Origin of the sequence: Amycolatopsis sp. NPDC004079, assembly GCF_040610415.1 — a bacterium.
Lineage (GTDB): Bacteria > Actinomycetota > Actinomycetes > Mycobacteriales > Pseudonocardiaceae > Amycolatopsis > Amycolatopsis halotolerans.
In genome coordinates this window covers 49,556-73,767 of the sequence record NZ_JBEXMH010000024.1, presented here as the reverse complement: position 1 = coordinate 73,767, position 24,212 = coordinate 49,556, and the positions used below count along the sequence as shown (strand labels likewise).

Sequence of the window (24,212 nt, the reverse complement as noted above, 5' to 3'; positions counted from 1 at the left end):
CCATACGCCTTGCTCAGACGGCGAACGTGGGGGACGCTCGAAGGGTGACTGAGCAAACGATCCAACTCGAACTGGACGACTCGGGTCTCTCGCCTGGCCTGCCCGCACCCTCAAACCCGCGCGATCAGGTCCAGGACGTCCCGTATCGGCCAGTCGAGTTTCGTGACGACGACCTGCCCAGCGCGCTCGAGCGCTGTGCAGTATGGCTGCGCCAAGCGCAGGAGTGGCTGGGAGAACCGCTCGACGTCCTCGCGATCCACCTAGACTACGACGAGCGACAGGGTTCGCCCTACTACGACGTGAAATTGCTGTGCAACGAGGAGGACCTAGCCGGGGTCCCGATCGCGATGCGCGACAAGAACAAGTCTTAGCACTCGTCATCTCCGCCGCGAAGGCCCTCTCGGACTCCGAGGGGGCCTTCGCCGCGTTCACGGGTAGGGGCATGACAAACCTCGGCGCACCCGGGCAAGATCGGAGGCGGACGAGGGAGGGTATTGCCGGTGACCGAAATCGTGGTGCGCTGGTCCGAACCGCTGCCCGCGGAGGACCGCTACCTGAAGCTGCTGGACGAACTGGAGCGCGGCCGCTACGACGCGTACCGGCTCGAAATCGACCAGCGCCGCTTCCTGACCGGCCGGGTGCTCGCGAAGACGCTCGTCGCGGAACGGCTCGGCGGCGCGACGGAGTCCGTGCGCTTCGACGCGACCTGCGACGACTGCGGCAAACCGCACGGCCGTCCGCGCGTGCCGGGTTCGGACCTCGTGCTGTCGATCTCGCATTCGGGCAATCTGATCGGTCTCGCGGTCGCTGACGGGGTGCCAGTCGGCCTCGACGTCGAAACCGCCAGCCGCAAGGCGGACGCCTCGCTCGTGGAGTACGCGCTGAGCCCGGCCGAGCGGGAAGCCGTCGCGGGCCTGTCGGACGAGGCGCGTTCGGCGGCGTTCTTCATCTACTGGACGCGCAAGGAAGCGGTGATGAAGGCCACCGGCAAGGGGCTGAAGATCCCGCTGCAGAGCATCACGTTCTCCCGCTACGACGCTCCCGCCGAGTTGGTGGCGTCCGGCGACGAAGCGCTCGACCCGGCGCGGACCCGGCTCGCCGACCTCAAGGCGGCCGACGGGCATCGGGCGGCGGTGGCGGCGTTGACCGCGGACAGCCTGAGCGTCACCGAGGAGCACTGGGTCCCGTGAGGGTCGTGGTGGCAATCCCGGTTCTCACCGGCATTGCCACTCACGAGGCGCTGTCGTCCAGCCCCATCGCGCCGAGCAGCGTGCGGAACTTCGCGATCGTCTCCCGGTACTCGGTGTCCGGATCCGACGCGGGCACGATGCCGCCGCCCGCGTAGAGCCGCATCGACTTCTCGGCCACCTCGGCGCACCGGATCGCGACGGCCCACTCCCCGTCGCCCGCCGCGTCCACCCAGCCGACCGCGCCCGCGTAGTACCCGCGGTCGAACGGCTCCAGCTCCTGCACCAGGTCGCGCGCGGCGACGGTCGGGGTGCCGCAGACCGCCGGCGTCGGATGCATCGCGGCGGCGAGGTCGAGGGCGGTCACCGAGCGGTCCGCCAGCTCGCCGGTGATGGACGTCCGCAGGTGCCAGATCGCGGGCGTGGAGACCAGCTCCGGACCGGCCGGGACGTCGAGTTTCCGGCAGAACGGCCGCAGCGACTCGACGACGTAGTCGATCACCAGGTCGTGCTCCTCGCGGTCCTTCGCGGACGCGAGGAGGGCTTCGCCGTTGGCCCGGTCGGTCTCCGGGTCCGCCGAACGCGGCATCGACCCGGCGTGCGGGTTCGTGAACACGGAGTCGCCGGTCCGGGAAAGCAGCAGCTCCGGGGTGGCCCCGACGAGAGTGCGGCCACCAGGCAGTTCGGCGGCGTAGGTGAAGTGGCGCGGGTTGCCGCGCGCGAGGTTGCGCACGATTCCCTCGACCGGGATCGGTGCGTCGAATTCCAGCTCGAGCGCGCGGGCGAGCACGGCTTTGCGCAGGTCACGGTCGCGCAGTGCGGCGACAGCTGCGCGCACGTTCTCGCGGTGGCCGTCCGCGGACGGAAGCCGCCGGGTGGCCGCGGGAGCGGGCAGGTCGGCGGCGGGCGGAGCGGGCGGGGTCTCGGCGTCGGACTGGGCGCGATGCACCGTCCGGGGCAGCACCAAGTGCCCCGGCGAGGAAGCGCCGGGTCCGGTGTCGAACGGCAGCACCCCGACGGCGAGCGGCACGCCGGAACGCTCCAGCTCAGCGGCTGCCGAGCGGGCGAGGCGGCGCGGGTCGGCGTCGGTGACGGTCCCGAGCGCACCGCGGGCGAGCAGGGCACGCCGGGCGGTCGCGAACAAGAAGTCGCCGCGCTGGTAGCGGACGGTGGTCTCGGCCGGGGTCGCCGGCGCGGTACTGGTCGTCACTCCACCAGCGTCTCAGGATCCGGGAGCGCCGCGGGGAAAGTGTCGCCGGTGCAACACCTTCGCGCACACCTTCCCCGCGGCCGCCGGATCAGCGTTACTTGAGCGCGTCGATCAGCGCTTCGCGCTGCCGTTCGCCCAGGCCAGCGGCCCGGCGGTCGGGGTCGATCCCCGCCTGCTCGAGCAGCGCGGCGACCTTGACCGCGCCCAGTCCGGGCACCGCCTTGAGAAGCTGCGTGACCTTCGTCTTGCCGACGGTCTTGTTCTCCTTGGCCCGCTTGAGCACCGACTCGATGCTCTCCTTGCCGGACTTGATCGAAGCGAGCAGCTCCGAACGCGCCTTACGAGCCTCTGCCGCCTTGGCGAGGGCCTCGGCGCGCTGCTCCGGAGTCAACGTGGGCAGAGCCAACGTAATGTCCTTTCCTCTCAGGTCTCCGCTTTCGCGGCCGACGGTCTCAGCCGATGCTTGCAGCTGCAAGCGCTGGCCAGCCGTCACTTACCACGGCCCCAGTAAACGCCACGTGCCCGCAGTACGCGCAACCGACACGCACTTATCACCCGTCGACGGGCACGGCGGACCTGCGCGAGGGGACCCCTCGCGACCTGTGAAAACGGCCTCGAAGGGCTCATTTCCACCCCCATTACCCCACCCGAACGGGAGTGTATTTCCACACAGTTAACACAACGCATTTTCTTGTCCCGCAACAGAAAGCGCGACAGAAGTGGATCATGAACGGCCGGGGCCGCCACCCGATGGCGGGAGAGGCCCGGCAAGCCGTTACCGAACTTGTTCGTGCCTGATCCGGCGGATGCGCATTAGAGTCGGGCGCACCCCCAGTTCACCGGCGAACCAGCACCACGGGAGTCACCCATGTTGAGCACGATGCAGGACGGACAGCTGTCGCTCGCGAAGCTGCTGCGCCACGGCACGAAGGTGCACGCGAAGAGCGAAGTCGTCACCTGGACCGGTTCAGAAGCCCGCCGGGAGACGTACGCGGAGCTCGGCAAGCACGCCGCCCGGCTGGCGAACGCGCTGCGCGGCCTCGGCGTCACCGGCGACCAGCGGGTCGGCACGTTCATGTGGAACAACGCCGAGCACCTCGCCGCCTACCTGGCAGTGCCCGCCATGGGCGCGGTGCTGCACACGCTGAACATCCGGCTGTTCCCCGAACAGCTGGTTTTCGTCGCGAACCACGCCGAGGACCACGTCGTCATCGTCGACGGCACGCTCGTTCCGCTGCTGGCGAGCAACCTGCCCGGGATGAAGACGGTCAAGCACGTGATCGTGGCCAACGGCGACGCGTCCGCGCTGACCGCGCCCGAGGGCGTCACCGTGCACTCCTACGACGAGCTCCTGGCCGGGCAGTCCGACGAGTTCGACTGGCCGGAGATCGACGAGCGGGCCGCGGCCGCGATGTGTTACACGTCCGGCACCACGGGTGACCCGAAGGGCGTCGTCTACTCGCACCGGTCGATCTGGCTGCACTCGATGCAGGTCTGCATGACCGACAGCATGCGGCTCGCCCAGGAAGACCTGGCGCTGGCGATCGTGCCGATGTTCCACGCGATGTCGTGGGGCCTGCCGTACGCGGCGATGATGGTCGGCGCCTCGCTGCTGATGCCGGACCGGTTCCTGCAGCCGGCCCCGATCGCGGCGCTGCTGGCCGCGGAGAAACCGACGTTCGCGGCCGCGGTGCCGACGATCTGGCAGGGCCTGCTCGCGCACCTGGACGCGAACCCGCAGGACATCAGCCACGTGCGCGAGGTGGTCGTCGGCGGATCGGCCGCGCCGCCGTCGCTGATGCACGCCTTCGAGGAGCGCTACGACGTGCCGATCCTGCACGCGTGGGGCATGACCGAGACGTCGCCGCTGGGCAGCGTCGCGCGTCCGCCCGCCAGCGCGACCGGCGAGGAGCGCTGGGCCTACCGCTACACCCAGGGCCGGTTCCCGGCGTCCGTGGCGGCCCGGCTGATCGGCGACGACGGCGAGGAACTGCCGTGGGACAACGAGGCGGTCGGCGAGCTGGAGGTCTCCGGTCCGTGGATCGCCGGCGCCTACCACGGCGGATCGGACATCGACCCGGAGAAGTTCCACGACGGCTGGCTGCGCACCGGCGACGTCGGCAAGATCAGCCCGGACGGCTTCCTGACCCTGACCGACCGCGCGAAGGACGTGATCAAGTCCGGCGGCGAGTGGATTTCGTCGGTGGATCTGGAGAACGCGGTGATGGGCCATCCGGCGGTAGCCGAGGCGGCGGTCGTCGGCATCCCGGACGAGAAGTGGGACGAACGCCCGCTGGTCGCCGTCGTGGTCAAGGAAGGCCAGCAGACCACCGCCGAAGAACTGCGCGAATACCTGTCGGACAAGGTCGCTAAGTGGCAGCTGCCGGAGAACTGGACGTTCGTGGCGGAGGTGCCCAAGACGAGCGTCGGCAAGTTCGACAAGAAGCGGCTGCGCGCGTCCTACTCCGAGGGAAAGCTCGACATCTCACACCTCTGAGCGGTAAATCTCCGGCGAGTTGTCGGCCTGGGAAGGACTTCGTGCGGGAATCTGTTGCACGCAAGGAGTCCTTCCCAGCACGTCGGAGGAGAACTGGGGATGCAGCAGCGAAGCAGGAGGGCGTTCCTGTCGTTGGCGGGAACGGCGGCGGTGGGAGCGGTCGCGGCGGCGTGCGGGTCGAATACCGGGCGGCCGGGGGATCCGCCGCCGTCCACGGCGATGTCGGCGGGTGCGTCGACCACGTCGCAGGCCCCGAAGGTCACGCTGCAGCAGTGGTACCACGCCTACGGCGAGGACGGCGTGCAGGAAGCCGTCAAGAACTACGCGGCCAGCTACTCGGGCGCGAAGGTCAACGTGGTGTGGAACCCCGGCGACTACGACTCGAAGATCGTCACCGCGCTGCAGAACAGCCCGGTGCCGGACGTCTTCGAGGCGCAGGTGAAGATCGACTGGGTCCGGCAGAACCAGGTGGTGTCGCTGGACGACATCATCGGACCGGTCAAGAACGACTTCAGCCCCGCCGTGCTCGCCGCGCAGACGGTGGAGGGCAAGGTCTACGGCATTCCGCAGGCCACCGACACGCAGGTGCTCTTCTACCGCAAGAGCATGCTGCAGGCCGCCGGCGTGCAGCCGCCGCAGTCCGTGGACGAGCTGATCGACGCCGCGAGCAAGCTGTCGAAGGACGGCGTGAAGGGCCTGTTCGCGGGCAATGACGGCGGCGTCGGCACGCTCACCGGGCCGCTGCTGTGGTCGGCCGGGCTCGACTATCTGAAGAACAACAACCGCGAGGTCGGCTTCGACGATCCGCGTTCGGCCGCCGCGTTCAGCAAGCTGCACACGCTGAACACCAACGGTTCCCTGCTGCTCGGCGCTCCCGCCGACTGGTCGGACCCGGGCGCGTTCGTCGACGGGCTCTGCGCGATGCAGTGGACCGGGCTGTGGAACGTCCCGAAGGTCCGCGACGCGCTCAACGACGACTTCGGCGTCCTGCCGTTCCCGAAGCTGGACGACAGCGGCAAGCCCTCAGTTCCGGTCGGCGCGTACGGCGCGATGGTCAACGCGAAGAGCGCGCACGTCAACGAGGCCAAGGCGTTCGTGAAGTGGCTGTGGATCGACCAGACCGACAGCCAGCTCGAATTCGCCACCCGCTACGGCTTCCACGTGCCCGCCCGGCAGAGCCTGATCGACAAAGCGCAGACGCTGCAAACCGGCCCGGCCGCGGACGTGGTGAAGTTCGTCAAGGAGAACAGCCACCTCATCGGCGGTCCAGTGTGGACACAGACCGCGAACACCGCGCTGTCGGACGCGGTCGCGAAGATCGCCAAGGAGGGCGCGGACCCGGTGGCGCAGACCAAGGCCGCGGTCACCGTCGCGCAGTCCGAGCTGAAACGCCTTTTCGGATGAAGCTGTCCCGGAAAGCCCGGGATACGCTGGCGTTCTGGGGGTTCGTGGGCCCGTTCCTGCTCGGACTGGCGATCTTCGCCTACGTGCCGATCGGGTGGAGCCTGTACCTGTCGTTCTTCGACGCGCGCAACACCGTCACCCCGAGCGTCTTCGTCGGCCTGGACAACTACGCGCACATGCTTTCCGACGGGCCGTTCGTCTCGAGCCTCGGCACGTTCAGCGTGTTCGCCGTCTTCATCGTTCCGCTGACGTTCGTGCTGTCGCTGGCGCTGGCGGTCGGCGTGAACCAGCTGAGGTTCGCGAAGGCGTTCTTCCGTTCGGTGTTCTTCCTGCCGTTCGCGTGTTCGTACGTGGTGGCGTCGCTGATCTGGAAGACGTCGCTGTTCTCCGGCGTCCGCTACGGCCTCGCGAACACCGTGCTCGGCGTCTTCGGCGTCGACCCGGTGGCGTGGACCGGCACCGTGCACCCGCCGCTGTACTGGATCGTGCTGGTGACCGCCCGGCTGTGGCTGCAGCTCGGCTTCTACATGATCCTGTTCCTCGCCGCGCTGCAACGGATTCCGCAGCATCTGTACGAGGCGGCGTGGCTCGACGGCGCGAAACCGGGCTGGCAGGTTTTCCGGCACATCACGCTGCCGCAGCTGCGCGCGACGTCGGTGGCCGTGCTGCTGCTGAACCTGATCAACGCCTATCAGGCGTTCGACGAGTTCTACAACATCATGGGCGATTCCCGGGGTTACCCGCCGTTCGCGCGGCCGCCGCTGGTGTACCTCTACTACACCTCCCTCGGCTCCGGCGGCCAGGATCTGGGCCGCGGCAGCGCGGGCGCGATCATCCTGGCGCTGCTGATCGCCGCCGTGACGCTCCTGCAGGGCAAGCTTTTCCGGTTCGATCGGAGCGCGTCATGATCCGCGCGGTGCTTCGCTGGACGGCGCTCGGCGTGTCCGCGATCCTGTTCCTGCTGCCGTTCTATCTGTTGCTGCGCAACGGTCTCGCGTCGCGCGCGGAGATCACCGCGCCGGACTGGACACTGTGGCCGAAGCAGATCCACTGGGAGAATTTCACGAAGCTGTTCGACCAGCAGGACGTGCCGTTCGCGCGCAGCATCCTGAACTCGGTCGTCGTCGCGGTCCTGCAAACCGTCGGCCTGCTGGCGGTCTGCTCGCTCGCCGGTTACGGACTGGCGCGGGTGCCGTACCGCTATTCGAAGCCGGTGTTCTACGCGGTGCTGGCGACACTGATGATCCCGACGTCGGTGACGTTCGTGCCGAGTTTCGTGGTCGTGTCGACGCTCGGCTGGCTCTCGGACTTCCGCGGCCTGGTGATCCCGGGCCTGTTCAGCGCGTTCAGCGTTTTCCTGTTCCGGCAGTACTTCCTGGACTTCCCGAAGGAACTGGAAGACGCCGGCCGCGTCGACGGCCTGTCCCGATGGGGCGTCTTCCGCAAGATCGTGGTGCCCAATTCGCGCGGCTTCTTCGCCGCGATCGCGGTGATCACCGTGATCGGCAGCTGGAACGCGTTCCTGTGGCCGCTGATCATCGCGCAGTCGCCGGACTCGTGGACGGTGCAGGTCGCGCTGTCCGGGCTGCTGACCGCGCAGAACCCGCAGCTGAACCTGCTGTTCCTGGCCGCGGTGCTGTCGATCGTGCCGATCGTGGCGCTCTTCGCGTTTCTCCAGCGCTATCTGGTACGCGGGGTCACCGAATCCGGGTTGAAAGGCTGAAAACCGTCACATCGACCGGCGACCGCGCGTAACGTTTCGCCGTTAGCCGCCGACGACTCACCGTCGCCACAGTCGTAGCAGGAGTGCACCCATGACGGACCCTTATCAGCAGCAGCCCTATCCCGGCCCAGACCCGGCGCAGGGGCATCCGTCCGCGCCCGTCCCGGCTCCCGGGTATCCGTCCGGGCCCACGCCCGCGCCGGGATACGGTCAGCCGCCGGTGCCTTATGGGGCGCCGATGTACGGGTCGCCTTATGCCGCTCCTTATCCGGGCGTTGTCCCGCTCAAGACCAGCGGGCTCGCGGTGGCCGGGATGGTCGTCGGGATCGTCGCGTTGATCTTCTTCTGGGTTCCGTTCTTCGACGTGGTCGCGGCGATCACGGCGATCGGCCTCTCCTGGGCGGGCATGGTGCAGGGCGGCAAGCCAGGGTGGACCGGACAGGGCATGGGCATCGCCGGACTGGTGTGCGGGATCCTGGCCGCGATCCCGGCGGTGATTTTCTTGATCTGGTTCTTCGTGTCGTTGTCCGCGGTGGGGGCCAGCTGCGCGTTCTACTGCTGAGGCCCTTCCCGGTCCTGGCGTTCGAGCTCGGCCAGGCGCGTCAACGCTGGAAGCGCCGCCACGAGAGTCTCCACCTCGTCGGCGGCGAGTTCGCCGATCAGCCGCGCGTACGCGTCGATGCCCGCCTGGTGCCGCGCCCGCACGTACGACGCGCCGGCCTCGGTCAGCCGCACCAGCGTGACCCGCTTGTCGGCCGCGTCGCCTTTCCGCTCGACCAGACCGGATTCCGCCATCGCCCGGACCAGGGCGGTCATCGCGGGCTGGGTGACGCCCTCGATCGCGGCCAGTTCGGTGATGCGCCGCGGGCCGCACCGGTGCAGGGTGGCCAGGGTCGCGGCGGACGTGATGCTGATCCCGCGCGGAAGGCGTCTCGCGGCCCTGGTGGCCAGCCCGTAGAGGACCGACCCGATCGCCGCGGAAGCGCCCTGAGTGTCGTCTTGACGGCTCATCCGTGAAGCATAGAGTATTTATATAAATGATCTATGCATCCGGAGGTTTCCATGGCCAAGGGTTACTGGGCCAGCATCTACCGCGTCATTTCCGACCCCGAGAAGCTGGCCGCCTACAACAAGCTGGCCGGTCCGGCCGTTCGAGCCGGAGGCGGGCGGCTCCTGTCCCGTGACGGCCGGGTCGCCACCCGCGAGGCCGGAATCGCGGAACGCGCCGTTCTGATCGAGTTCGACAGCTTCGAACAGGCCGTCGCGGCCTACGAGAGCGAGGCTTACCAGGAGGCACTGGCGGTCCTCGCCGACGGCGTCGAGCGCGACTTCCGCATCGTCGAAGGCATCGACTGACCGACAACGCCGCAACGGTCTCGGCACCGGATTCCGGGAGTCCGCAGGGGTGTCCGGTGCCGTGACCACCCCCTCCGTTCGGCGGTAGCACCCCCCTCCCCCGTGTGACAGAGTCACCCGCATTGTCACGGCAAATGTGAGAGACCTTCGCGTTCTGCTCTGGTCTCGTTCACCGGCCGGTCATGGACATCCGGGAGCGTGCTGGGGCACGGGCGAGAGGCGGGGAGCGGAACATGGCGGAACTGACCAGGCGGGCGTTCACCACGGCGGGCGTGGCCGGGGTGGGGTTGCTGCTGTGCACCCCGACGGCCAACGCACTGGACCGGGCCTTGAAGCGGACCAGCCAGCGGGCCGTCCGGACCGGCGGGACGACGCTGGACCAGGCCGCTTCCGGCGCGCCGACTGGATACTCGCGGCTTTCCGCCGGGCCCGGCTGGCCGGTCGCCGTGCGGGCGGATCTCGTCGAGGCCAAGGCCGGGCGCGACGATCGGCGGACCGCGCTCGGCGCGTTCGTGCAGTTCACTGACCTGCACATCACCGACACCGAATCGCCTGCCCGGTTCGAGTACCTGCATCCGTTCATCGGGTCCGCGCATCGGCCGCAGGAAACGCTCGGCACGGTCGCGACCAGTGCGCTCGTCAAGCGGGTCAACAGCTTGCGCGCGGGGCCGTTCACGGGGCGGCAGTTCGACTTCGTCATGACCACCGGCGACAACACCGACAACCACGAGCTGCTCGAGCTCGACTGGTTCCTCACGACGCTCAACGGCGGCGCGATCACACCCAATTCCGGCGACCCGAATCGCTACGAGGGTGTTCAGGCGTCGGGTAACCCGGAGTTCTGGAACCCGGGCACGAGGCTCGCCGACGACTACACCAAGAAGGGCTTTCCGCAGATCCCCGGGCTGCTCGAAGCCGGGATCTCGTCGTTCACCGCGCCTGGGTTGAACCTGCCGTGGTACTGCACGTTCGGCAATCACGACGACAGCGTCGTCGGCACGCTGCCGGAGGGCATTCCGGGCATCGAGGCCTGGTACACCGGCAAATACAAGGTCATCGGCAAGGACGAGAGCAGCGCGCGCAAGCTCGGCACCGCCATCCAGCAGGGCCAGAGTGTGCCGCTTGGCGAACTGTTCGGCGGCGGCACCGTTCGCGAGGTCACGCCGGATCCGCGGCGGCGGCCGTTCAGCACTTCGGAGTTCGTCAAGGCGCATCTCGCCGCGAAGAACACCGGGCCGGGGCCGGTCGGGCACGGCTTCACCGATGCCAACTCCGACGGGCGCAACGTCTACTACACGTTCCGGATCGCGCCTGGGGTCACCGGCATCAGCCTCGACACCACTACTCAGGGCGGGTTCGCCGACGGGTCGATCGGGCTCGCGCAATTCAACTGGGTCGAGTCGACGCTCAAGCGGAACAGCTCGACGTACTACGACTTCTTCGGCCGCAAGGTCACGCACTCCGTCACCGACGAGCTGTTCGTCCTCTTCAGCCACCACACCAGCGGCACCATGGGCAACCTCCTGCCCGACGCGCGCCACCTGCTGGACCCGCGGCTCAACGGCGACACGTTCGTCGCGATGCTGCAGCGCTTCCCGAACGTCGTGGCCTGGGTCAACGGGCACACGCACCTCAACAAGATCACCCCGCACGTCGGCAAAACCCCGGCGCAGAGCTTCTGGGAGATCAACACCGCCAGCCACATCGACTTCCCGCAGCACGCGCGGGTGATCGAGCTGGCCGACAACCACGACGGCACGCTCTCGGTGTTCACCACGCTCATCGAGGCCGACGCCCCGTACGCCGTGGACTACTCCGCCCGCACGCCCGACGCGCTCGCCTCGATGTACCGCGAGTTCTCCTACAACGACATCCACGCCAACCTCAGCCACGTCGGCGAGGCGGGCGACCGCAACACCGAACTGCTGCTGACCAACCCGCTCAGCTGATTACCCGCGAGGTAATCGACGCCACGCATCCGGCTGCGGTTGACTGCTCGGCATGACCGACGTCGAAGGCACGGAGCTGTTCCACAAGACGATGCCGTTCAGCGAACGGCTCGGCATCGAGGTGCTGGAGCACGGCCCGGACCTGGTCCGCAGCCGGATCGCGTGGGACGAATCGCTGTGCACGCTCGGCGGCGTGCTGCACGGCGGCGCCCTGATGGCGCTGGCCGATTCGACCGGGGCCGTCTGCGCGTTCCTCAATCTTCCCGAGGGCGCGCAGGGCACGACGACGCTGGAGTCGAAGACGAACTTCCTGCGCGGCGTCCGTTCGGGGTACGCCACCGCGTCGTCCAGACCACTGCACGCCGGGCGCCGGGTCGTGGTCGTCGAGACCGAAATCCATGACGACGACGGCAAGCTGGCCGCGAAAATCACCCAGACGCAAGCAGTGTTGTAGCGGCGGCTCTTTACTTACCCGCTCCGGAAGGCGAAAATCTTTGGCTACCACTGGGGTCTGGGGACGGAGCCGGAATGCGGGTTCGCGGATTGTGCACGTTACTGTCCATCGTCATGCTCACGGCTGGTGCGACCCAGGTCGCCGCCGCGGAACCGCGGCAGGCGCGTAACGACGAGGCCATCGACTACCACGAATGGTCGTCCGGCTCGTTCTTCGCGGGCCGGCTCGACGGGCTCGGCTTCGGCTACGGCGGCCTGCGGATCACGCATCCGGCGGGCAGCGTCGCACACACCGAACCCGGGCTCGGCACCACGCGCACCTACGACTACGGCACCTGGACGTCGCCGAAGTACCGGCAGGGCTTCGACGCGACGCAGCTGATCGCGTCGTGGAACGCGCGCACCCCGGCGAAGACGTGGCTGGAGGTGCAGGCGCGCGGCCGGACTTCGGCTGGAGCCGAAACCACCTGGTACACCATGGGCCGCTGGGCCAGCGGGGACGCCGACATCCACCGCACCAGCGTCGACGGGCAGAGCGACGCCAACGCCTCGGTCGACGTCGACACGCTCGCCACGAAGGCGGGCGTCACGCTGCGCTCGTACCAGCTGCGCGTGACGCTGTACCGCGAGCAGGGTTCGCCCACTACGCCGACGCTGTCCTCGCTCGGCGCGATGACCTCGAACGTTCCGGACCGGTTCGACGTGCAGACCACCAAACCCGGCCGGGCGCGCGGGATCGAGCTGAAGGTGCCGCCGTTCGCCCAGAACATCCACAAAGGACAGTTCCCGCAGTACGGCGGTGGCGGCGAGGCCTGGTGCAGCCCGACGTCGACCGAGATGGTCGCCGAGTACTGGGGCCGCAAGCCGTCCGCGCGGCAGATGGACTGGATCCCGGCGGACTACCAGGACCGTTCGGTCGTCTACGCCGCTCGCAACACCTTCGACTACGCGTACGACGGCACCGGCAACTGGCCGTTCAACACCGCGTACGCCGCTTCGCTCGGGTTGCGCGGGCACATCACGCGGCTGCACGACCTCAACGAACTCGAGGGCTACATCGCGCGCGGCATCCCGGTGATCACCTCGCAGTCGTTCCTGGCCAGCGAACTCGACGGCGCGGGCTACGGCACGGCCGGGCACCTGATGGTCGTCGTCGGCTTCACCCAGGCGGGCGATGTGATCGCGAACGACCCGGCGTCCAGCTCCGACGGCCGCGTGCGCACGGTGTACAAGCGCGACCAGTTCGAGAAGATCTGGCAGCGCACGAAACGGCACACCGACAGCGGCGCGGTGGCCGGCGGGCCGGGCGGCGTGGTTTACCTGATCACGCCGTAAAACGCGCTGGTCCGCCTTGCCGCTTCGGGGCTACATTCCCGTCCGTGAGCGAACCCTCGGACACTTTGACCGACCCGCGCGAGCTGCTGCTCGCCTACCTCGACTACTACCGGGCGACGCTGCTGCGCAAGCTCGACGGCCTGTCCGACGGCGAGCTGCGCACCAGCAGGCTCCCGTCGGGCTGGACCCCGCTCGAGATGCTCAAGCACCTCGCGTTCGTGGAGCGACGGTGGCTGCGCTGGGGATTCCTGGGCGAGGACGTGGATCCGGTCTGGGGCGACGAGGACCCCGAGACCAGAAAGTGGGCGGTCGGCGCGGACGAATCGGCGGAGTCGGTTCGGGCGCTCTTCCGGGAAGAGTGCGAGTCCTCTCGTGCGATCGTGTCCGGCGCGCGGCTCGAGGACATCGCCCGCGGCACCGGCCGCTTCACGCCTCCGGCGCAGCCGCCCGCGTTGAGCTGGATTCTGTTTCACCTGCTTCAGGAGTACGCGCGGCATGTGGGGCAGCTGGACGTGGTGCGCGAGCTGGCGGACGGGGCGACCGGCGAGTAGCGACCGATCCGGGCTATGGCGACATGCGCATGATCCGTGATTAGCTGCCCCTGAAACGCCGTCGAAGGGTTGTGCATATGCCGTACGAGGTCCAGGGAGTCGTGTCGCGGGCCAAGGGTGAGCCGGTCACGCTCGAGACGGTGGTGGTGCCGGATCCGGGACCGGGCGAGGCCGTCGTGTCGGTGCAGGCCTGCGGGGTGTGCCACACCGACCTGCACTATCGCGAGGGCGGGATCAACGACGAGTTCCCGTTCCTCCTCGGGCACGAGGCCGCGGGGCGGGTGGACAAGGTCGGCGCGGGCGTCACCGATCTCGCGCCCGGCGACTACGTGATCCTCAACTGGCGCGCGGTCTGCGGCACCTGCCGGGCGTGCAAGCGCGGCAAGCCCTGGTACTGCTTCTCGACCTTCAACGCCGAGCAGCCGATGACCCTCACCGACGGCACGAAGCTGTCCCCCGCGCTGGGCGTCGGAGCGTTCCTCGAGAAGACGCTGGTCCATAGTGGACAGTGCACCAAGGTCGACGAGCGCGCTGAACCCGCCGTCGCCGGGTTGCTGGGCTGCGGCGTGATGGCCGGGCTCGGCGCGGCGATCAACACCGGTGCGGTCGGGCGTGGCGATTCGGTCGCGGTGATCGGCTGCGGCGGCGTCGGCGACGCGGCCATCGCGGGTGCGCGGCTGGCCGGGGCCACCACGATCGTCGCGATCGACACCGACGACCGGAAACTGCAGTGGGCCAAGGACTTCGGGGCCACGCACGCGGTCAACAGCCGCGGCTTGAGCGAGGACGACGTGGTCGCCGCGATGCAGGACGCGACGAACTCGTTCGGCCCGGACGTCGTGATCGACGCGGTCGGCCGTCCGGAGACCTGGCGCCAGGCGTTCTACGGACGCGACCTCGCCGGCACCGTCGTGCTGGTCGGCGTGCCCACGCCGGACATGAAGCTCAACGACCTGCCGCTGATCGACTTCTTCTCGCGCGGCGGTTCGCTGAAGTCGTCGTGGTACGGCGATTGCCTGCCGTCGCGGGACTTCCCGATGCTCGTCGACCTGTACCTGCAGGGCCGGTTGCCGCTGGACAAGTTCGTCACGGAGCGGATCGGCGTCGACGGCGTGGAGCAGGCTTTCGAGCGAATGCACCACGGCGACGTGCTGCGCAGCGTGGTGGAGTTCTGATTCTTTTCGCCGACGCGGACTATCCGGCCGACCCGTACCCGGGCACGCGGCCGGACTGCTCATACGTGCACCTCGACGGCGCTGGCCATGCCCTGGACACCGCGCCGCCGGGGTGGCGTTCGCGCACGCCGGTGCTCGCGTACGGGTCGAACGCGTGCCCGTCGAAGATCACCTGGCTGCGCACCGAACTCGGCCTGACCGGACCGGTCGTCGCGGCTCGCGTCCGGTGCACCGGGCTCGCCGCGGTGTGGGCCGCCGGGCTGCGCGAGCGCGACGGCCAGCGCCCGGCAACGCTCACCGCGCTGCCGGGCGTGACGGAGGACCACTTCGTCTGGTTCGCGACGCCGGAACAGATGGCCGTGCTGGATGTCTGCGAGGGTCGCGGGAATCGGTACGACCTGGCGACGCTGGACAACGCGGACATCCGGCTGGACGGCGTGCTGCTTTCTGGCGTGCACGCTTACGTCGGGGCCGCGCCGGTCCGGTTTCCGTTGCTGGTCAACGATTCCCCGGTCCGGATGTGCGAGGTGGCTCAGGCCGAAGCCGCGGCACTCGTGGGCGAACCGGCGGCAGGACACGGCCTCGCCTGCACCGTCCTGCCGCCGGAGCAAGCCTTCAGCTGACTGTCCGTGAAGGACTCCTTGAGGGAATCAGATTCCCTCAAGGAGTCCTTCACGGCGCGGGTCCGGGATCGCGCGCACGGTCAGGAAGCCCAGCGGTTCCTGCGCAAGCCGGGCGTGGCGTTCGGGATCAACCGCGGCGGCGGCCTCGGGCGGGCGTCCCTCGCGCAGTTGCTCGATCAGGAACCCGGCCTCGCGCAATTCCTCGCAGGTGCGTTCCAGCGGAGCCAGCCAGTACCGCACCTTCCAGCCGCGGCTCCAGACCTCCTCGATCACCCGGACGTCGAAGTAGTTGCCGCCGTGCCGGAGCCAGTCGCCGGTCGGATGCTGCCTCGACAACACCAGCGCACCGCCTGGCCGCAGCACCCGGCGGAACTCGCGCAGCGCGCTAACCCGGTCGTCCACGTACTCCAGCGCGAGGGCGAACAGCACCTGATCCACCGACGCGTCCGGCAGCCAGGCCAGCGGTTCGGCCAGGTCCTGGACGCGGAACTCGCCTGTCGGCACTCGCTCGCGGCTCAGTTCGACCATGCGCGGGCTGAGGTCGAACCCGGTCACCCGCGCGCCGCGTGCGGTCAGTTCCTCGGCGTAGAGGCCGGGACCGCACGCGGCGTCGAGGACGTGCTGCCCGGCGACGTCGCCCAGTAATTCCAGGCAGGCCGGGCGGTCGTAGTGCGCGTTGTAGAACCCGTTTTGCGCGTGGTCGAGGAATTCGTCGGCGAACACTTCGTATTGCGGAAAGGAACCCACTGCATCGCTCACCCGCGCCAGTCTGCCCGCGCGGGCGCGTTCAGCCGAGCAGTTTTCCGGGGTTCAGGATCCCGGTCGGGTCCACTGCGGACTTGGCCGCGCGCAGCACGTCCAGCCCGATCCGGCCGATCTCCGCCTCCAGGTACGGCGCGTGGTCGACGCCGACCGCGTGGTGGTGGCTGATCGTCCCGATGCCGGTGATCGCCTCGCACGCCGCCGCTTTCGCGCGCTGCCACTGTCCGACCGGATCGGTGTCGTCCCGCGACGTCAGCACCGTGAAGTACAGCGACGCACCCGTTTCGTAGGCGTGCGAGACGTGGCACATCACGATCGCGCGGCCCAGCGAGGCCACCAAAGCCGCGCGCACCGCGTCGTGCAGTTCGTCCAAATTGGACCAATAGGCCGCGGTCTCCAGGGTTTCCACGCAGACGCCGAGATCCAGCAACGCGTCGCGCTGCCGCGGTCCGTTGAACCGGCCGTGCCGCCACGATTCGCCGAGCACCTTGCCGATCCGCAAGGCACCGGAACAGCGCAGCATCGCCGACGTCCGCCGCCGGCGCCGTGCGACGTCGCCTTCCCAGCCGACAATCAGCAAACAAGGGTTCTTGACCCCGCGCGCTTTGAGATATGCCTTCAGCGCAGTGGTCTTCAGCCCGGCGTTGAGCGAGAACGACACATTCGTCTCGTCCACATCGGACAGTCGGGTGACATCGGCCAAACCGTGGTCCTGCGCGAGCTTCCGCACCGCCGCCGCGCCGGCCTCCCAGCCGTCGACGATCCAGCCCTCGTAATGCCGCTGCTCCGGCAACGGCCGCACCCGCAGCGCGACCTCGGTGATCACGCCGAGCGTGCCCTCGCTGCCGACCGCGAGCTGCCGCAGGTCCGGACCCGCCGCGGACGCCGGCGCGACACCCAGCCGCCACTCACCCTTGGGCGTGGCCAGCCGGACCCCGGCGACCATGTCCTCGAACCGGCCGTAACCGGACGACGCCTGCCCAGCCGACCGCGTAGCCGCGAACCCGCCGATGGTGGCGCGCTCGAACGACTGCGGCACGTGACCGAGCGTGTACCCGTGCGCCGCGAGCAGCCGTTCCGCCTCCGGACCGCGCACGCCGGCCTGCAGCACCGCGATCCGCGACATCGGGTCCACCGACACCAGTTCGTCGAGCCGCACCAGATCCAGCACGACCACCGCGGTCTTGTCGCCGCGCAGCGCCGCGACCCCGCCGACCACCGACGTGCCGCCGCCGAACGGGACCACGCCGATGTCGTGCCGCACGCAGATGTCCAGCACGGCCTGCACCTGGTCCGGGTTCGCGGGCAGCAGCACCGCGTCCGGCACCGGCACCTCGTCGCCCGCCCTGGCGTGCAGGAGGTCCAGATAGGACAGACCACCAGCGCGGCCGAGGCGCTCCCGCGGCTCGAGAAGCACGTGGTCCGCGCCGAGAAGTTCCTCGAATTCGGTACGGACGGGCACAGTCAGCGCGGACTCGGAGACCGGGCTGACCGCGCCGGTTTTCCCGCCTCGATCCGGGCCGACCTGGCCGATACGCTGGCCAAGCCACCGGACCGCGCGATCGGGCAGACCGGCCGAGGCCGAGCCCTCTTCGGTCCACGAACGCCGGATGCGGTGGTTGATGAGATCGCTCACGACTACAGTGTGACACATGGACGTCAAACGTCACTCCCGACCGGGAGCGACCCCCTCCGCACTCGCGGACGCTCGCAGCCGCCCGACCTCGGCCCGAGTAGCCGACGACGAGCTCCTCGACGCCGCGCGCCAGTGCGTGCTCGCAGTCGGCGTCCGGCGCACGACGCTCGCCGAGATCGCCCGAACCGCGCAGGTCAGCCGCATGACGGTGTATCGGCGGTTCCCCGATGTGCGCAGTGTCCTCGCCGCGCTGATGACGCGCGAGTTCAGCGGTCTGCTGCAGCGGGTGAACGAGTCCGGCGACCACACGGCGCACGCGCGCGACCGCATCGTGCACCTGGCGGCGGCCAGTGTCGGCGCGCTGTCGGCCGATCCGCTGTTCCGGACGCTGCTGGACGTCGACGCCGAACTGGTGCTGCCGTACATCGTGGAACGGCTCGGCGCGACGCAGCACTTCGCCGAGCACGTGCTCCGAAGCCTGCTCGAGGAGGGGCACCGAGACGGATCGGTGCGTAACGCCGAGGTGGCCGCGCAGGCGCGCTCGGTGCTGCTGGTCGTGCAGTCGTTCGCGTTCTCGCTGCGCCCGGCCACCGCCGACGTGGGCGAGGACGCGCTGCTCGCCGAATTCCGGCACCTGGTCGAAGCGGGGTTGAAACCATGAGCACCGGATCCCTCAACGCGCGCCGCCGCGAACGCGAACTGTCCCGCTTGGTCGACGGCGAACAGGTCGACGTGCTCGTGGTCGGCGGCGGCGTCACCGGCGCGGGCATCGCGCTCGACGCGGCCGCGCGGGGGCTTTCGGTCGCGTTGGTGGAGGCGCACGATCTCGCGTTCGGCACTTCGCGCTGGTCGAGCAAGCTCGTGCACGGCGGATTGCGGTACCTGGCCAAGGGCGAACTCGGGCTCGCGCATGAGAGTGCGGTGGAGCGCGGGATTCTCATGACCCGCACCGCGCCGCACCTCACGCGCGCGATGCCGCAGCTTTTTCCGCTCTATCCCGGTACTTCCGCCGCCCAGCAGGCGTTGATCGCCACTGGCCTGCGGGCGGGTGACGGGTTGCGACGGGCCGCGCGTACGCCGTCGTCGGTGCTTCCTGGACCGCGCCGGATTCCCGCTGCTGAGGCGCTGGCATTGTCCCCTGGGCTCGCTGTTAACGGGCTGCGTGGTGCACTGCTGGCGTACGACGGTGCATTGGTTGACGATGCGCGTTTGGTGGTCAGCATCGCCCGTACCGCGGCCTTGCTCGGGGCTCGGATTCTCACGCGGTTGTCGGCGGTTTCCTTGTCCGGCAACGAAGCTCGGGTAAGTGATGGGACCTCTTCGTACACGCTTCGCGCGCGGCAGGTCGTCAACGCGACCGGCGTCTGGGCGGATACGCTGACTGATTCCGTGCAGCTACGCCCTTCGCGCGGGTCCCATCTGGTGCTCGCGCCGGACACCGTGCGGGTCGGGGCCACGTCGGTCAACATTCCGGTTCCCGGCGAGACCAACCGGTTCGTCTTCCTGCTTCCGCAGCTCGACGGCCGGGTCTACTTAGGACTCACCGATGAGCCGGTGTCCGGCGGCGTGCCCGATGTCCCTTCCGTGCCCGAGTCCGATGTGGACTTCCTGCTTTCGACGGCTTCTTCCGTCCTGAACCGCCCATTGACCGCCGCCGACGTGATCGGCTCGTACGCCGGGTTACGCCCGCTCGTCTCCGGTTCCGCTGGGCGCAGTGCCGATCTGTCCCGGAAACACGCGGTGATCACCGGTTCTGATGGCGTGCTCACCGTGGTCGGCGGGAAGCTGACGACGTATCGACGCATGGCCGAGGACGCCGTCGATGCCGCCTTGACGCACGCTGGATTGCCCGCTGGCCCTTCCCGTACGTCGAAGCTACCGCTGATCGGTGCCGCGCCACGCTCCCGACTGTCGCTTGTGGACGCACCGGCGCGCTTGGTGGCCAAGTACGGCACCGAAGCACCCCGCGTGGCGGCGCTCGGCGAACTGGAGCCGGAATTCGCGGAACCGCTGTGCGCGTCGACGGAAATCACCGCAGCCGAGGTGGTGTGGGCAGTCCGGCACGAGGGCGCGACGACCGCCGAAGACGTCCTCGAACGCCGCACCCGGCTGTCCCTGGTACCCGCCGACGCCGAAGCCGCCCGGGATCGGGTAGCCGAACTGGTGGCGAAAACGCTGGCCGGACTGTCCTGAAATCCCTGGCCAACTCCCGGCAAGGCAGCTTGACGCTTCGTTGGGTTTTTGCAACAGTGCGGTCCATGAGCCCGGTGCGGCGTGGCAAGGAGCTGCCGATCCACAACCGGCTGCCGGTGCTGCGTGCGGAGCGCGGGATGAGCCGGGCGGAGCTCGCCGAGGCGGTCGAGGTCAATCCGCAGACCATCGGGGCACTGGAACGCGGGGATCATTACCCGAGCCTCGACCTGGCGTTGCGCATTTGCGCGGTGTTCGGGCTTCCGGTGGAGGCCGTGTTCAGCCGTGCGCCGCTGGAGGGGGACGCGTGACACTGGAGATCGACCGGGTCAGCAAACGGTTCGGCACGAAGACCGCGCTCGACGGCGTGAGTTTCACCGCGGCGCCGGGCGAGCTGTTCGGGTTCGTCGGCAGCAACGGGGCAGGCAAGACCACCACGATGCGGATCGCGCTCGGCGTACTGGAAGCCGACTCCGGCGAGGTACGGTTCGCCGGGCAGCCGGTCACGCACGACACCCGCGCGCAGATCGGGTACCTGCCGGAGGAACGCGGGCTGTACCCGAAAATGAAGGTCATCGACCAGCTCGTCTACCTCGCCGAACTGCACGGTCTCAGCACCAACGACGCACATCGCGCTGCCGAACTGTGGATCGCACGGCTCGGTCTCGGGCCGAGGCGCAAGGACAACATCCAGAAACTCAGCCTCGGCAACCAGCAACGCGTGCAACTAGCCGCCGCACTCGTGCACGACCCGGCGTTGCTGGTGCTCGACGAACCGTTCTCCGGCCTCGACCCGCTCGCGGTGGACGTGCTGAGCGGCGTGTTACGGGAGAAGGCGGCGACGGGCGTGCCGGTGGTGTTTTCCAGCCACCAGCTCGACCTCGTGGAACGACTGTGCGACCGAGTCGGCATCATCCGCGATGGCCGGATGGTCGCGGTCGGCACCGTGGACGAGCTGACCCGCGACGCCGGACGCCGACTGGTCGTCACCGCACCGAGCGCGAACCCCGGTTGGGCGGCAACGGTTCCCGGCGCGCGCGTGCTCGAAAACCACGGCCCCACGACCGTTCTGGAGCTGTCGCCAAGCGCCGACGACCAAGCTGTCCTCGCCGCGGCTTTAGCCACCGGCCCGGTGACGGAGTTCAGCCACCGCCGCCGCACGCTCGCCGACCTGTTCCGCGATTCGGTCGCCACACCGGGAGCACCTCGATGAGTCGGATCCGCCCCACGCGCGCCGTGCGATTGGTGGCCAAACGGGAGATCAACGCACGGCTGCGCACCCGGTCCTTTGTGGTCAGTACCGCGGTGATGCTGTTGCTGCTGCTGGGTTACGTCGCCCTGCAGGCTTTCCTCGCCGGAGACCGGGAGACGACGCGCGTCGCACTGGCCGGGCAAGCGCAGGGCATCGCGACGCAACTGGAGAACAACGACCGGCACCTCAAGATCGTCCTGGTACAGTCCGAATCGGACGGATTGACCCAGGTCCGCGACGGCGATGTCGACGCGCTCGTGTCCGGCAGCGCTTCCCGGCCGCGGGTGATCGTCAAGTCCACTTTAGACACGAAGCTGCGGACTGTGTTAGATAACATTGCACAGCAACAGGTCTTAGACGCTCAGCTGTACTCCGCGAACCTCGACCCCGCCGCTGTCCACCAGGCAGTATCCGCTACCCACGCCGACGTGCAGGCTCTCGAACCGGTGGATCCGCAAGCCGGGACGAAGCTGGTGACCGGGATCGTGGTCGCGATCCTGTTGTATATCAGCATCATGACGTACGGGATGTTCGTCGCGCAGGGTGTGGTCGAGGAGAAATCCAGCCGCGTGGTGGAAATCCTGCTCGCGACCGTCCGGCCGGTGCAGCTGCTGCTGGGCAAGGTCATCGGGCTCGGCTTGGTCGGATTGGCGCAGCTCGCGATCCTAGCCGCGGCGGGCCTGATCGCCGGTAGCGTGTCCGGCGTGTTCTCGATCTCCAGCGTCGCTTTGGGGACGCTGGGCTGGGGTCTGGTCTGGTACCTGCTGGGTTTCCTCCTCTACGCGATGCTGTACGGCGCGGCTGGCGCGCTGGTGTCGCGACAGGAGGACACGCAGGCGGTCGTCGGACCGGTGAATATCGCGCTGGTGATCGGGTTTGTCGCGGGGATCAGCCTGCTGACGCAAGCGCCGCACGGGACGGCTACGCGGGTTGTTTCGCTGATCCCGTTGCTGTCGCCGATCCTGATGCCCGCACGGATCGCGCTCGGGGCCGTGGAACCTTGGGAAGTGGCTTTGTCGCTGGTACTGACGATCGCGCTGATCGCAGTGACCACCTGGGCGGGTGCTCGGGTGTACCGGAATGGAGTGCTGCGAGTCGGCAGCCGGGTGCGACTGGTGGACGCGTTGCGCCGTTAGGGCACGCGGCTCGGCGTGGGATCCACGGGGTGGTCGGCGAGGTAGCTCTGGTTGACCTCGATCAGCCCGTCGAGCGCGGACCGCGCCTCGGCGAGGCGATCGATCGCCTCGCCGAGGACAGCCGATCGTGCTCTCGCCGCATCGTCGTCAGGGCACGGTGCGCCTTGCTCGCACTGGGTTCGGCCATGCACGGCACCATCTCGGCGCTGACCCGAGTGGACAGTCCCGCGCCCAAGAACGCCCGGATGAGTTCGACCCGGCGGACGTGCTCGTCGTCGTAATGCCGCTGATCGCTGCCGGCCCGCTCGCAGCTTGCCTCTCACATGGATGTGAGCTTTTAACGTAGCTGACGGCACCCGCGCCGAGACCGCACGAGCAGGAGAAACCCGTGATCAAGTTCGTCTATCTGATCAACCGCGTGAACGGCATGTCCTACGAGGAGTTCGTCGAGTACCACCGCGACCGGCACGCACCGCTGTTCACGTCTATCCCCGAGGCGCACCGGTATGTACGCAACCGCCTCGGTGTACCCCGCTCCCGCCTACGACGGGATCACTGAGATCTGGTTCGACGACTGGGCCGGCCACGACGCGTTCTTCGCGTCGGAGAACTACCGGACGCTGGTGAACCCGGACGAGGCGAAGTTCATCGATCTGGCTTCTGTCGGGACCATAGTCACCAGTGAGAAAACCATGCTCTGAAGGCAGTCAGTCCTCGCCGGAAAACGCCAGGACGCACACGACTGGCGGATCCAAGTCCAGCATTTCGGTGCGGGGCCGGGAAAAGCCAGCCTCCGCGAGCAATTCGGTCAACTCCTCGACCACCGCAGCCGAGGTGACACCAGGCTGCCGTGGTTGAGATACCACTGCAACACGCCCGCCAGGCCGCAATAATCGAGCCAGTTCCCGCAGCCGGGCAACCGGTTCCGGCCACATGCCCACCGTATTGACTGCCAGCGCGGCGTCGAACGGCCCGTCGAGCGACAGATTCTCGACCGACGAGCACACCAACCGCACTCGCCCGGCTCGGATAGCCGCCCGATTCCGTTGTCGCGCATGACGAATCACCACCGCTGAGTGGTCGACGCCGACCACGAGCGCCGCCCGGTCAGCCAGTGCCGCGACGGCCACACCCGGACCGCAGCCGAGTTCGAGGACCCGTTCGGACGGCTGGATATCGAGCAATCGCACCGCCCACCGATTGCGCGTCACGTTCGACGAGCGCCACCCCATGATCAACCCGGCGACGTGTCCCGGAATCCCGGTCGGCCGGTGAAACTGCGCGATCCCGCCACGCGGGCCCCACCATCGCAGCGCCCGTTCCATCACGCTCATGGGGCGAGCAAACCACTTCGAGTACGCTTGAAGTCAAATGACTGCCACCCTGTCCATTGGCGAACTCGCCGAGCGCACCGGCGTGCCGGCGAGCGCGCTGCGCTACTACGACGAACTCGGTCTCGTCCGCCCGGCGGAACGGGAAGCGGGCCGACGGCGCTACGCCGAGTCAGCGGTCAAAGACGTCGGCGTACTCCTCTTCTTCCAGGAGATCGGCTTCACGCTGTCCGAAATCGGCCGTTTCCTGGCCGGCGAACAACCCGGCCGACAGGAAATGATCGATGCCAAACTCGCCGAACTGACCGAGCAACAGCGACGCATCGAGGTGGCCCGCGCAGCACTCGAACACGGGCGGCAGTGCCCGGCCAGCGATCCCCTGAAGTGCCCGCGGTTCTGGTCGATCATCGAGGAATAACAACGCGGCCTATCACTGGCCGAA

The 24,212-nt window shown here is 68.6% G+C and carries 27 protein-coding genes and 1 pseudogene; 21 read left to right on the top strand and 7 right to left on the bottom strand.

Going from position 1 to position 24,212, the window contains the following annotated elements; translation table 11 throughout:
• Nucleotides 1-44: 44 nt before the first annotated feature.
• Both ABZX37_RS24465 and ABZX37_RS24460 read left to right on the top strand, forming a co-directional pair.
• Nucleotides 45-371 carry a hypothetical protein gene (locus ABZX37_RS24465; RefSeq protein WP_037810987.1) on the top strand — a complete coding sequence of 109 codons (327 nt, stop codon included), beginning with the start codon at nucleotides 45-47 and terminating at the stop codon, nucleotides 369-371.
• Nucleotides 372-500: 129 nt separating this feature from the next.
• Nucleotides 501-1,190: a 4'-phosphopantetheinyl transferase superfamily protein gene (locus ABZX37_RS24460; RefSeq protein ID WP_354743142.1), complete on the top strand. Its 690-nt coding sequence runs from the start codon at nucleotides 501-503 to the stop codon at nucleotides 1,188-1,190.
• 40 nt (nucleotides 1,191-1,230) lie between these two features.
• On the opposite strand, the gene ABZX37_RS24455 is transcribed toward ABZX37_RS24460, so the two are convergent.
• Complete coding sequence (locus tag ABZX37_RS24455) at nucleotides 1,231-2,397, bottom strand: isochorismate synthase (protein WP_354743140.1); 1,167 nt, start codon at nucleotides 2,395-2,397, stop codon at nucleotides 1,231-1,233.
• Nucleotides 2,398-2,491: 94 nt separating this feature from the next.
• The gene (gene mihF, locus ABZX37_RS24450; RefSeq protein ID WP_020664542.1) at nucleotides 2,492-2,803 is read right to left on the bottom strand and encodes an integration host factor, actinobacterial type; all 312 of its coding nucleotides are present in this window, start codon (nucleotides 2,801-2,803) and stop codon (nucleotides 2,492-2,494) included.
• A gap of 462 nt (nucleotides 2,804-3,265) precedes the next feature.
• Here mihF and ABZX37_RS24445 point away from each other — a divergent pair, with 462 nt between their 5' ends.
• The 5 genes from ABZX37_RS24445 (at nucleotide 3,266) to ABZX37_RS24425 (ending at nucleotide 8,583) form a co-directional block, all read left to right on the top strand.
• Entirely contained in the window at nucleotides 3,266-4,894 is a 1,629-nt protein-coding gene (locus tag ABZX37_RS24445; protein ID WP_354743138.1) for a long-chain fatty acid--CoA ligase, read from the top strand.
• Between the two features lie 99 nt (nucleotides 4,895-4,993).
• Nucleotides 4,994-6,298: a sugar ABC transporter substrate-binding protein gene (locus tag ABZX37_RS24440; protein WP_354743136.1), complete on the top strand. Its 1,305-nt coding sequence runs from the start codon at nucleotides 4,994-4,996 to the stop codon at nucleotides 6,296-6,298.
• Nucleotides 6,295-7,206, top strand: coding sequence for a sugar ABC transporter permease (locus tag ABZX37_RS24435; RefSeq protein ID WP_354743134.1), 912 nt, complete (start codon nucleotides 6,295-6,297; stop codon nucleotides 7,204-7,206). Before ABZX37_RS24440 ends, ABZX37_RS24435 begins: the two co-directional genes overlap by 4 nt.
• Nucleotides 7,203-8,021, top strand: a complete 819-nt coding sequence (locus tag ABZX37_RS24430) for a carbohydrate ABC transporter permease (protein WP_354743132.1) — start codon at nucleotides 7,203-7,205, stop codon at nucleotides 8,019-8,021. Before ABZX37_RS24435 ends, ABZX37_RS24430 begins: the two co-directional genes overlap by 4 nt.
• Nucleotides 8,022-8,112: 91 nt before the next feature.
• A complete protein-coding gene (locus ABZX37_RS24425) occupies nucleotides 8,113-8,583 on the top strand; it encodes a DUF4190 domain-containing protein (RefSeq protein ID WP_354743130.1) in 471 nt (156 codons plus the stop codon).
• Here ABZX37_RS24425 and ABZX37_RS24420 read toward each other — a convergent pair.
• Nucleotides 8,574-9,032 carry a MarR family transcriptional regulator gene (locus ABZX37_RS24420; RefSeq protein WP_354743128.1) on the bottom strand — a complete coding sequence of 153 codons (459 nt, stop codon included), beginning with the start codon at nucleotides 9,030-9,032 and terminating at the stop codon, nucleotides 8,574-8,576. The two genes, ABZX37_RS24425 and ABZX37_RS24420, sit on opposite strands and share 10 nt — an antisense overlap.
• Nucleotides 9,033-9,083: 51 nt before the next feature.
• Here ABZX37_RS24420 and ABZX37_RS24415 point away from each other — a divergent pair, with 51 nt between their 5' ends.
• From ABZX37_RS24415 to ABZX37_RS24385, 7 genes are all read left to right on the top strand, one after another.
• Nucleotides 9,084-9,377: a DUF1330 domain-containing protein gene (locus ABZX37_RS24415; RefSeq protein ID WP_354743248.1), complete on the top strand. Its 294-nt coding sequence runs from the start codon at nucleotides 9,084-9,086 to the stop codon at nucleotides 9,375-9,377.
• Between the two features lie 233 nt (nucleotides 9,378-9,610).
• Nucleotides 9,611-11,326, top strand: coding sequence for a TIGR03767 family metallophosphoesterase (locus ABZX37_RS24410; RefSeq protein ID WP_354743126.1), 1,716 nt, complete (start codon nucleotides 9,611-9,613; stop codon nucleotides 11,324-11,326).
• A 52-nt stretch (nucleotides 11,327-11,378) separates the two neighbouring features.
• A complete protein-coding gene (locus ABZX37_RS24405; RefSeq protein WP_354743124.1) occupies nucleotides 11,379-11,780 on the top strand; it encodes a PaaI family thioesterase in 402 nt (133 codons plus the stop codon).
• A gap of 74 nt (nucleotides 11,781-11,854) precedes the next feature.
• Nucleotides 11,855-13,114, top strand: a complete 1,260-nt coding sequence (locus ABZX37_RS24400) for a peptidase C39 family protein (protein WP_354743122.1) — start codon at nucleotides 11,855-11,857, stop codon at nucleotides 13,112-13,114.
• Nucleotides 13,115-13,158: 44 nt separating this feature from the next.
• A complete protein-coding gene (locus ABZX37_RS24395) occupies nucleotides 13,159-13,665 on the top strand; it encodes a DinB family protein (protein WP_354743120.1) in 507 nt (168 codons plus the stop codon).
• 77 nt (nucleotides 13,666-13,742) lie between these two features.
• The gene (locus ABZX37_RS24390; protein ID WP_354743118.1) at nucleotides 13,743-14,840 is read left to right on the top strand and encodes an S-(hydroxymethyl)mycothiol dehydrogenase; all 1,098 of its coding nucleotides are present in this window, start codon (nucleotides 13,743-13,745) and stop codon (nucleotides 14,838-14,840) included.
• A 65-nt stretch (nucleotides 14,841-14,905) separates the two neighbouring features.
• Nucleotides 14,906-15,463 (top strand): gamma-glutamylcyclotransferase, encoded by a 558-nt coding sequence (locus ABZX37_RS24385; RefSeq protein WP_354743116.1) that lies wholly within the window; start codon nucleotides 14,906-14,908, stop codon nucleotides 15,461-15,463.
• Between the two features lie 27 nt (nucleotides 15,464-15,490).
• Here ABZX37_RS24385 and ABZX37_RS24380 read toward each other — a convergent pair whose 3' ends face one another.
• Nucleotides 15,491-16,222 carry a class I SAM-dependent methyltransferase gene (locus ABZX37_RS24380; protein WP_354743114.1) on the bottom strand — a complete coding sequence of 244 codons (732 nt, stop codon included), beginning with the start codon at nucleotides 16,220-16,222 and terminating at the stop codon, nucleotides 15,491-15,493.
• Between the two features lie 28 nt (nucleotides 16,223-16,250).
• A complete protein-coding gene (locus ABZX37_RS24375) occupies nucleotides 16,251-17,861 on the bottom strand; it encodes an FAD-binding oxidoreductase (protein WP_354743112.1) in 1,611 nt (536 codons plus the stop codon).
• 16 nt (nucleotides 17,862-17,877) lie between these two features.
• On the opposite strand from ABZX37_RS24375, the gene ABZX37_RS24370 reads away from it, so the two are divergent.
• The 5 genes from ABZX37_RS24370 to ABZX37_RS24350 all read left to right on the top strand — a co-directional run bounded on the left by ABZX37_RS24370 (nucleotide 17,878) and on the right by ABZX37_RS24350 (nucleotide 22,439).
• Nucleotides 17,878-18,522 carry a TetR/AcrR family transcriptional regulator gene (locus tag ABZX37_RS24370; RefSeq protein ID WP_354743110.1) on the top strand — a complete coding sequence of 215 codons (645 nt, stop codon included), beginning with the start codon at nucleotides 17,878-17,880 and terminating at the stop codon, nucleotides 18,520-18,522.
• The gene (locus ABZX37_RS24365) at nucleotides 18,519-20,054 is read left to right on the top strand and encodes a glycerol-3-phosphate dehydrogenase/oxidase (RefSeq protein ID WP_354743108.1); all 1,536 of its coding nucleotides are present in this window, start codon (nucleotides 18,519-18,521) and stop codon (nucleotides 20,052-20,054) included. Before ABZX37_RS24370 ends, ABZX37_RS24365 begins: the two co-directional genes overlap by 4 nt.
• A gap of 65 nt (nucleotides 20,055-20,119) precedes the next feature.
• Nucleotides 20,120-20,362, top strand: coding sequence for a helix-turn-helix transcriptional regulator (locus ABZX37_RS24360; protein WP_344281179.1), 243 nt, complete (start codon nucleotides 20,120-20,122; stop codon nucleotides 20,360-20,362).
• 2 nt (nucleotides 20,363-20,364) lie between these two features.
• Nucleotides 20,365-21,264, top strand: a complete 900-nt coding sequence (locus ABZX37_RS24355) for an ATP-binding cassette domain-containing protein (protein ID WP_354743246.1) — start codon at nucleotides 20,365-20,367, stop codon at nucleotides 21,262-21,264.
• Nucleotides 21,261-22,439 (top strand): ABC transporter permease, encoded by a 1,179-nt coding sequence (locus ABZX37_RS24350; RefSeq protein ID WP_354743106.1) that lies wholly within the window; start codon nucleotides 21,261-21,263, stop codon nucleotides 22,437-22,439. Before ABZX37_RS24355 ends, ABZX37_RS24350 begins: the two co-directional genes overlap by 4 nt.
• Here the strand turns inward: ABZX37_RS24350 and ABZX37_RS24345 are convergent.
• Nucleotides 22,436-22,630, bottom strand: coding sequence for a hypothetical protein (locus ABZX37_RS24345; protein ID WP_354743104.1), 195 nt, complete (start codon nucleotides 22,628-22,630; stop codon nucleotides 22,436-22,438). The two genes, ABZX37_RS24350 and ABZX37_RS24345, sit on opposite strands and share 4 nt — an antisense overlap.
• A gap of 236 nt (nucleotides 22,631-22,866) precedes the next feature.
• Between ABZX37_RS24345 and ABZX37_RS24340 the strand changes: the two are divergent.
• Nucleotides 22,867-23,140: pseudogene (locus ABZX37_RS24340) on the top strand (EthD domain-containing protein).
• A gap of 6 nt (nucleotides 23,141-23,146) precedes the next feature.
• On the opposite strand, the gene ABZX37_RS24335 reads toward ABZX37_RS24340, so the two are convergent.
• A complete protein-coding gene (locus ABZX37_RS24335) occupies nucleotides 23,147-23,773 on the bottom strand; it encodes a class I SAM-dependent methyltransferase (protein ID WP_354743102.1) in 627 nt (208 codons plus the stop codon).
• A 37-nt stretch (nucleotides 23,774-23,810) separates the two neighbouring features.
• Here ABZX37_RS24335 and ABZX37_RS24330 point away from each other — a divergent pair, with 37 nt between their 5' ends.
• Nucleotides 23,811-24,188, top strand: coding sequence for a MerR family transcriptional regulator (locus ABZX37_RS24330; RefSeq protein ID WP_354743100.1), 378 nt, complete (start codon nucleotides 23,811-23,813; stop codon nucleotides 24,186-24,188).
• Nucleotides 24,189-24,212 lie beyond the last annotated feature (24 nt).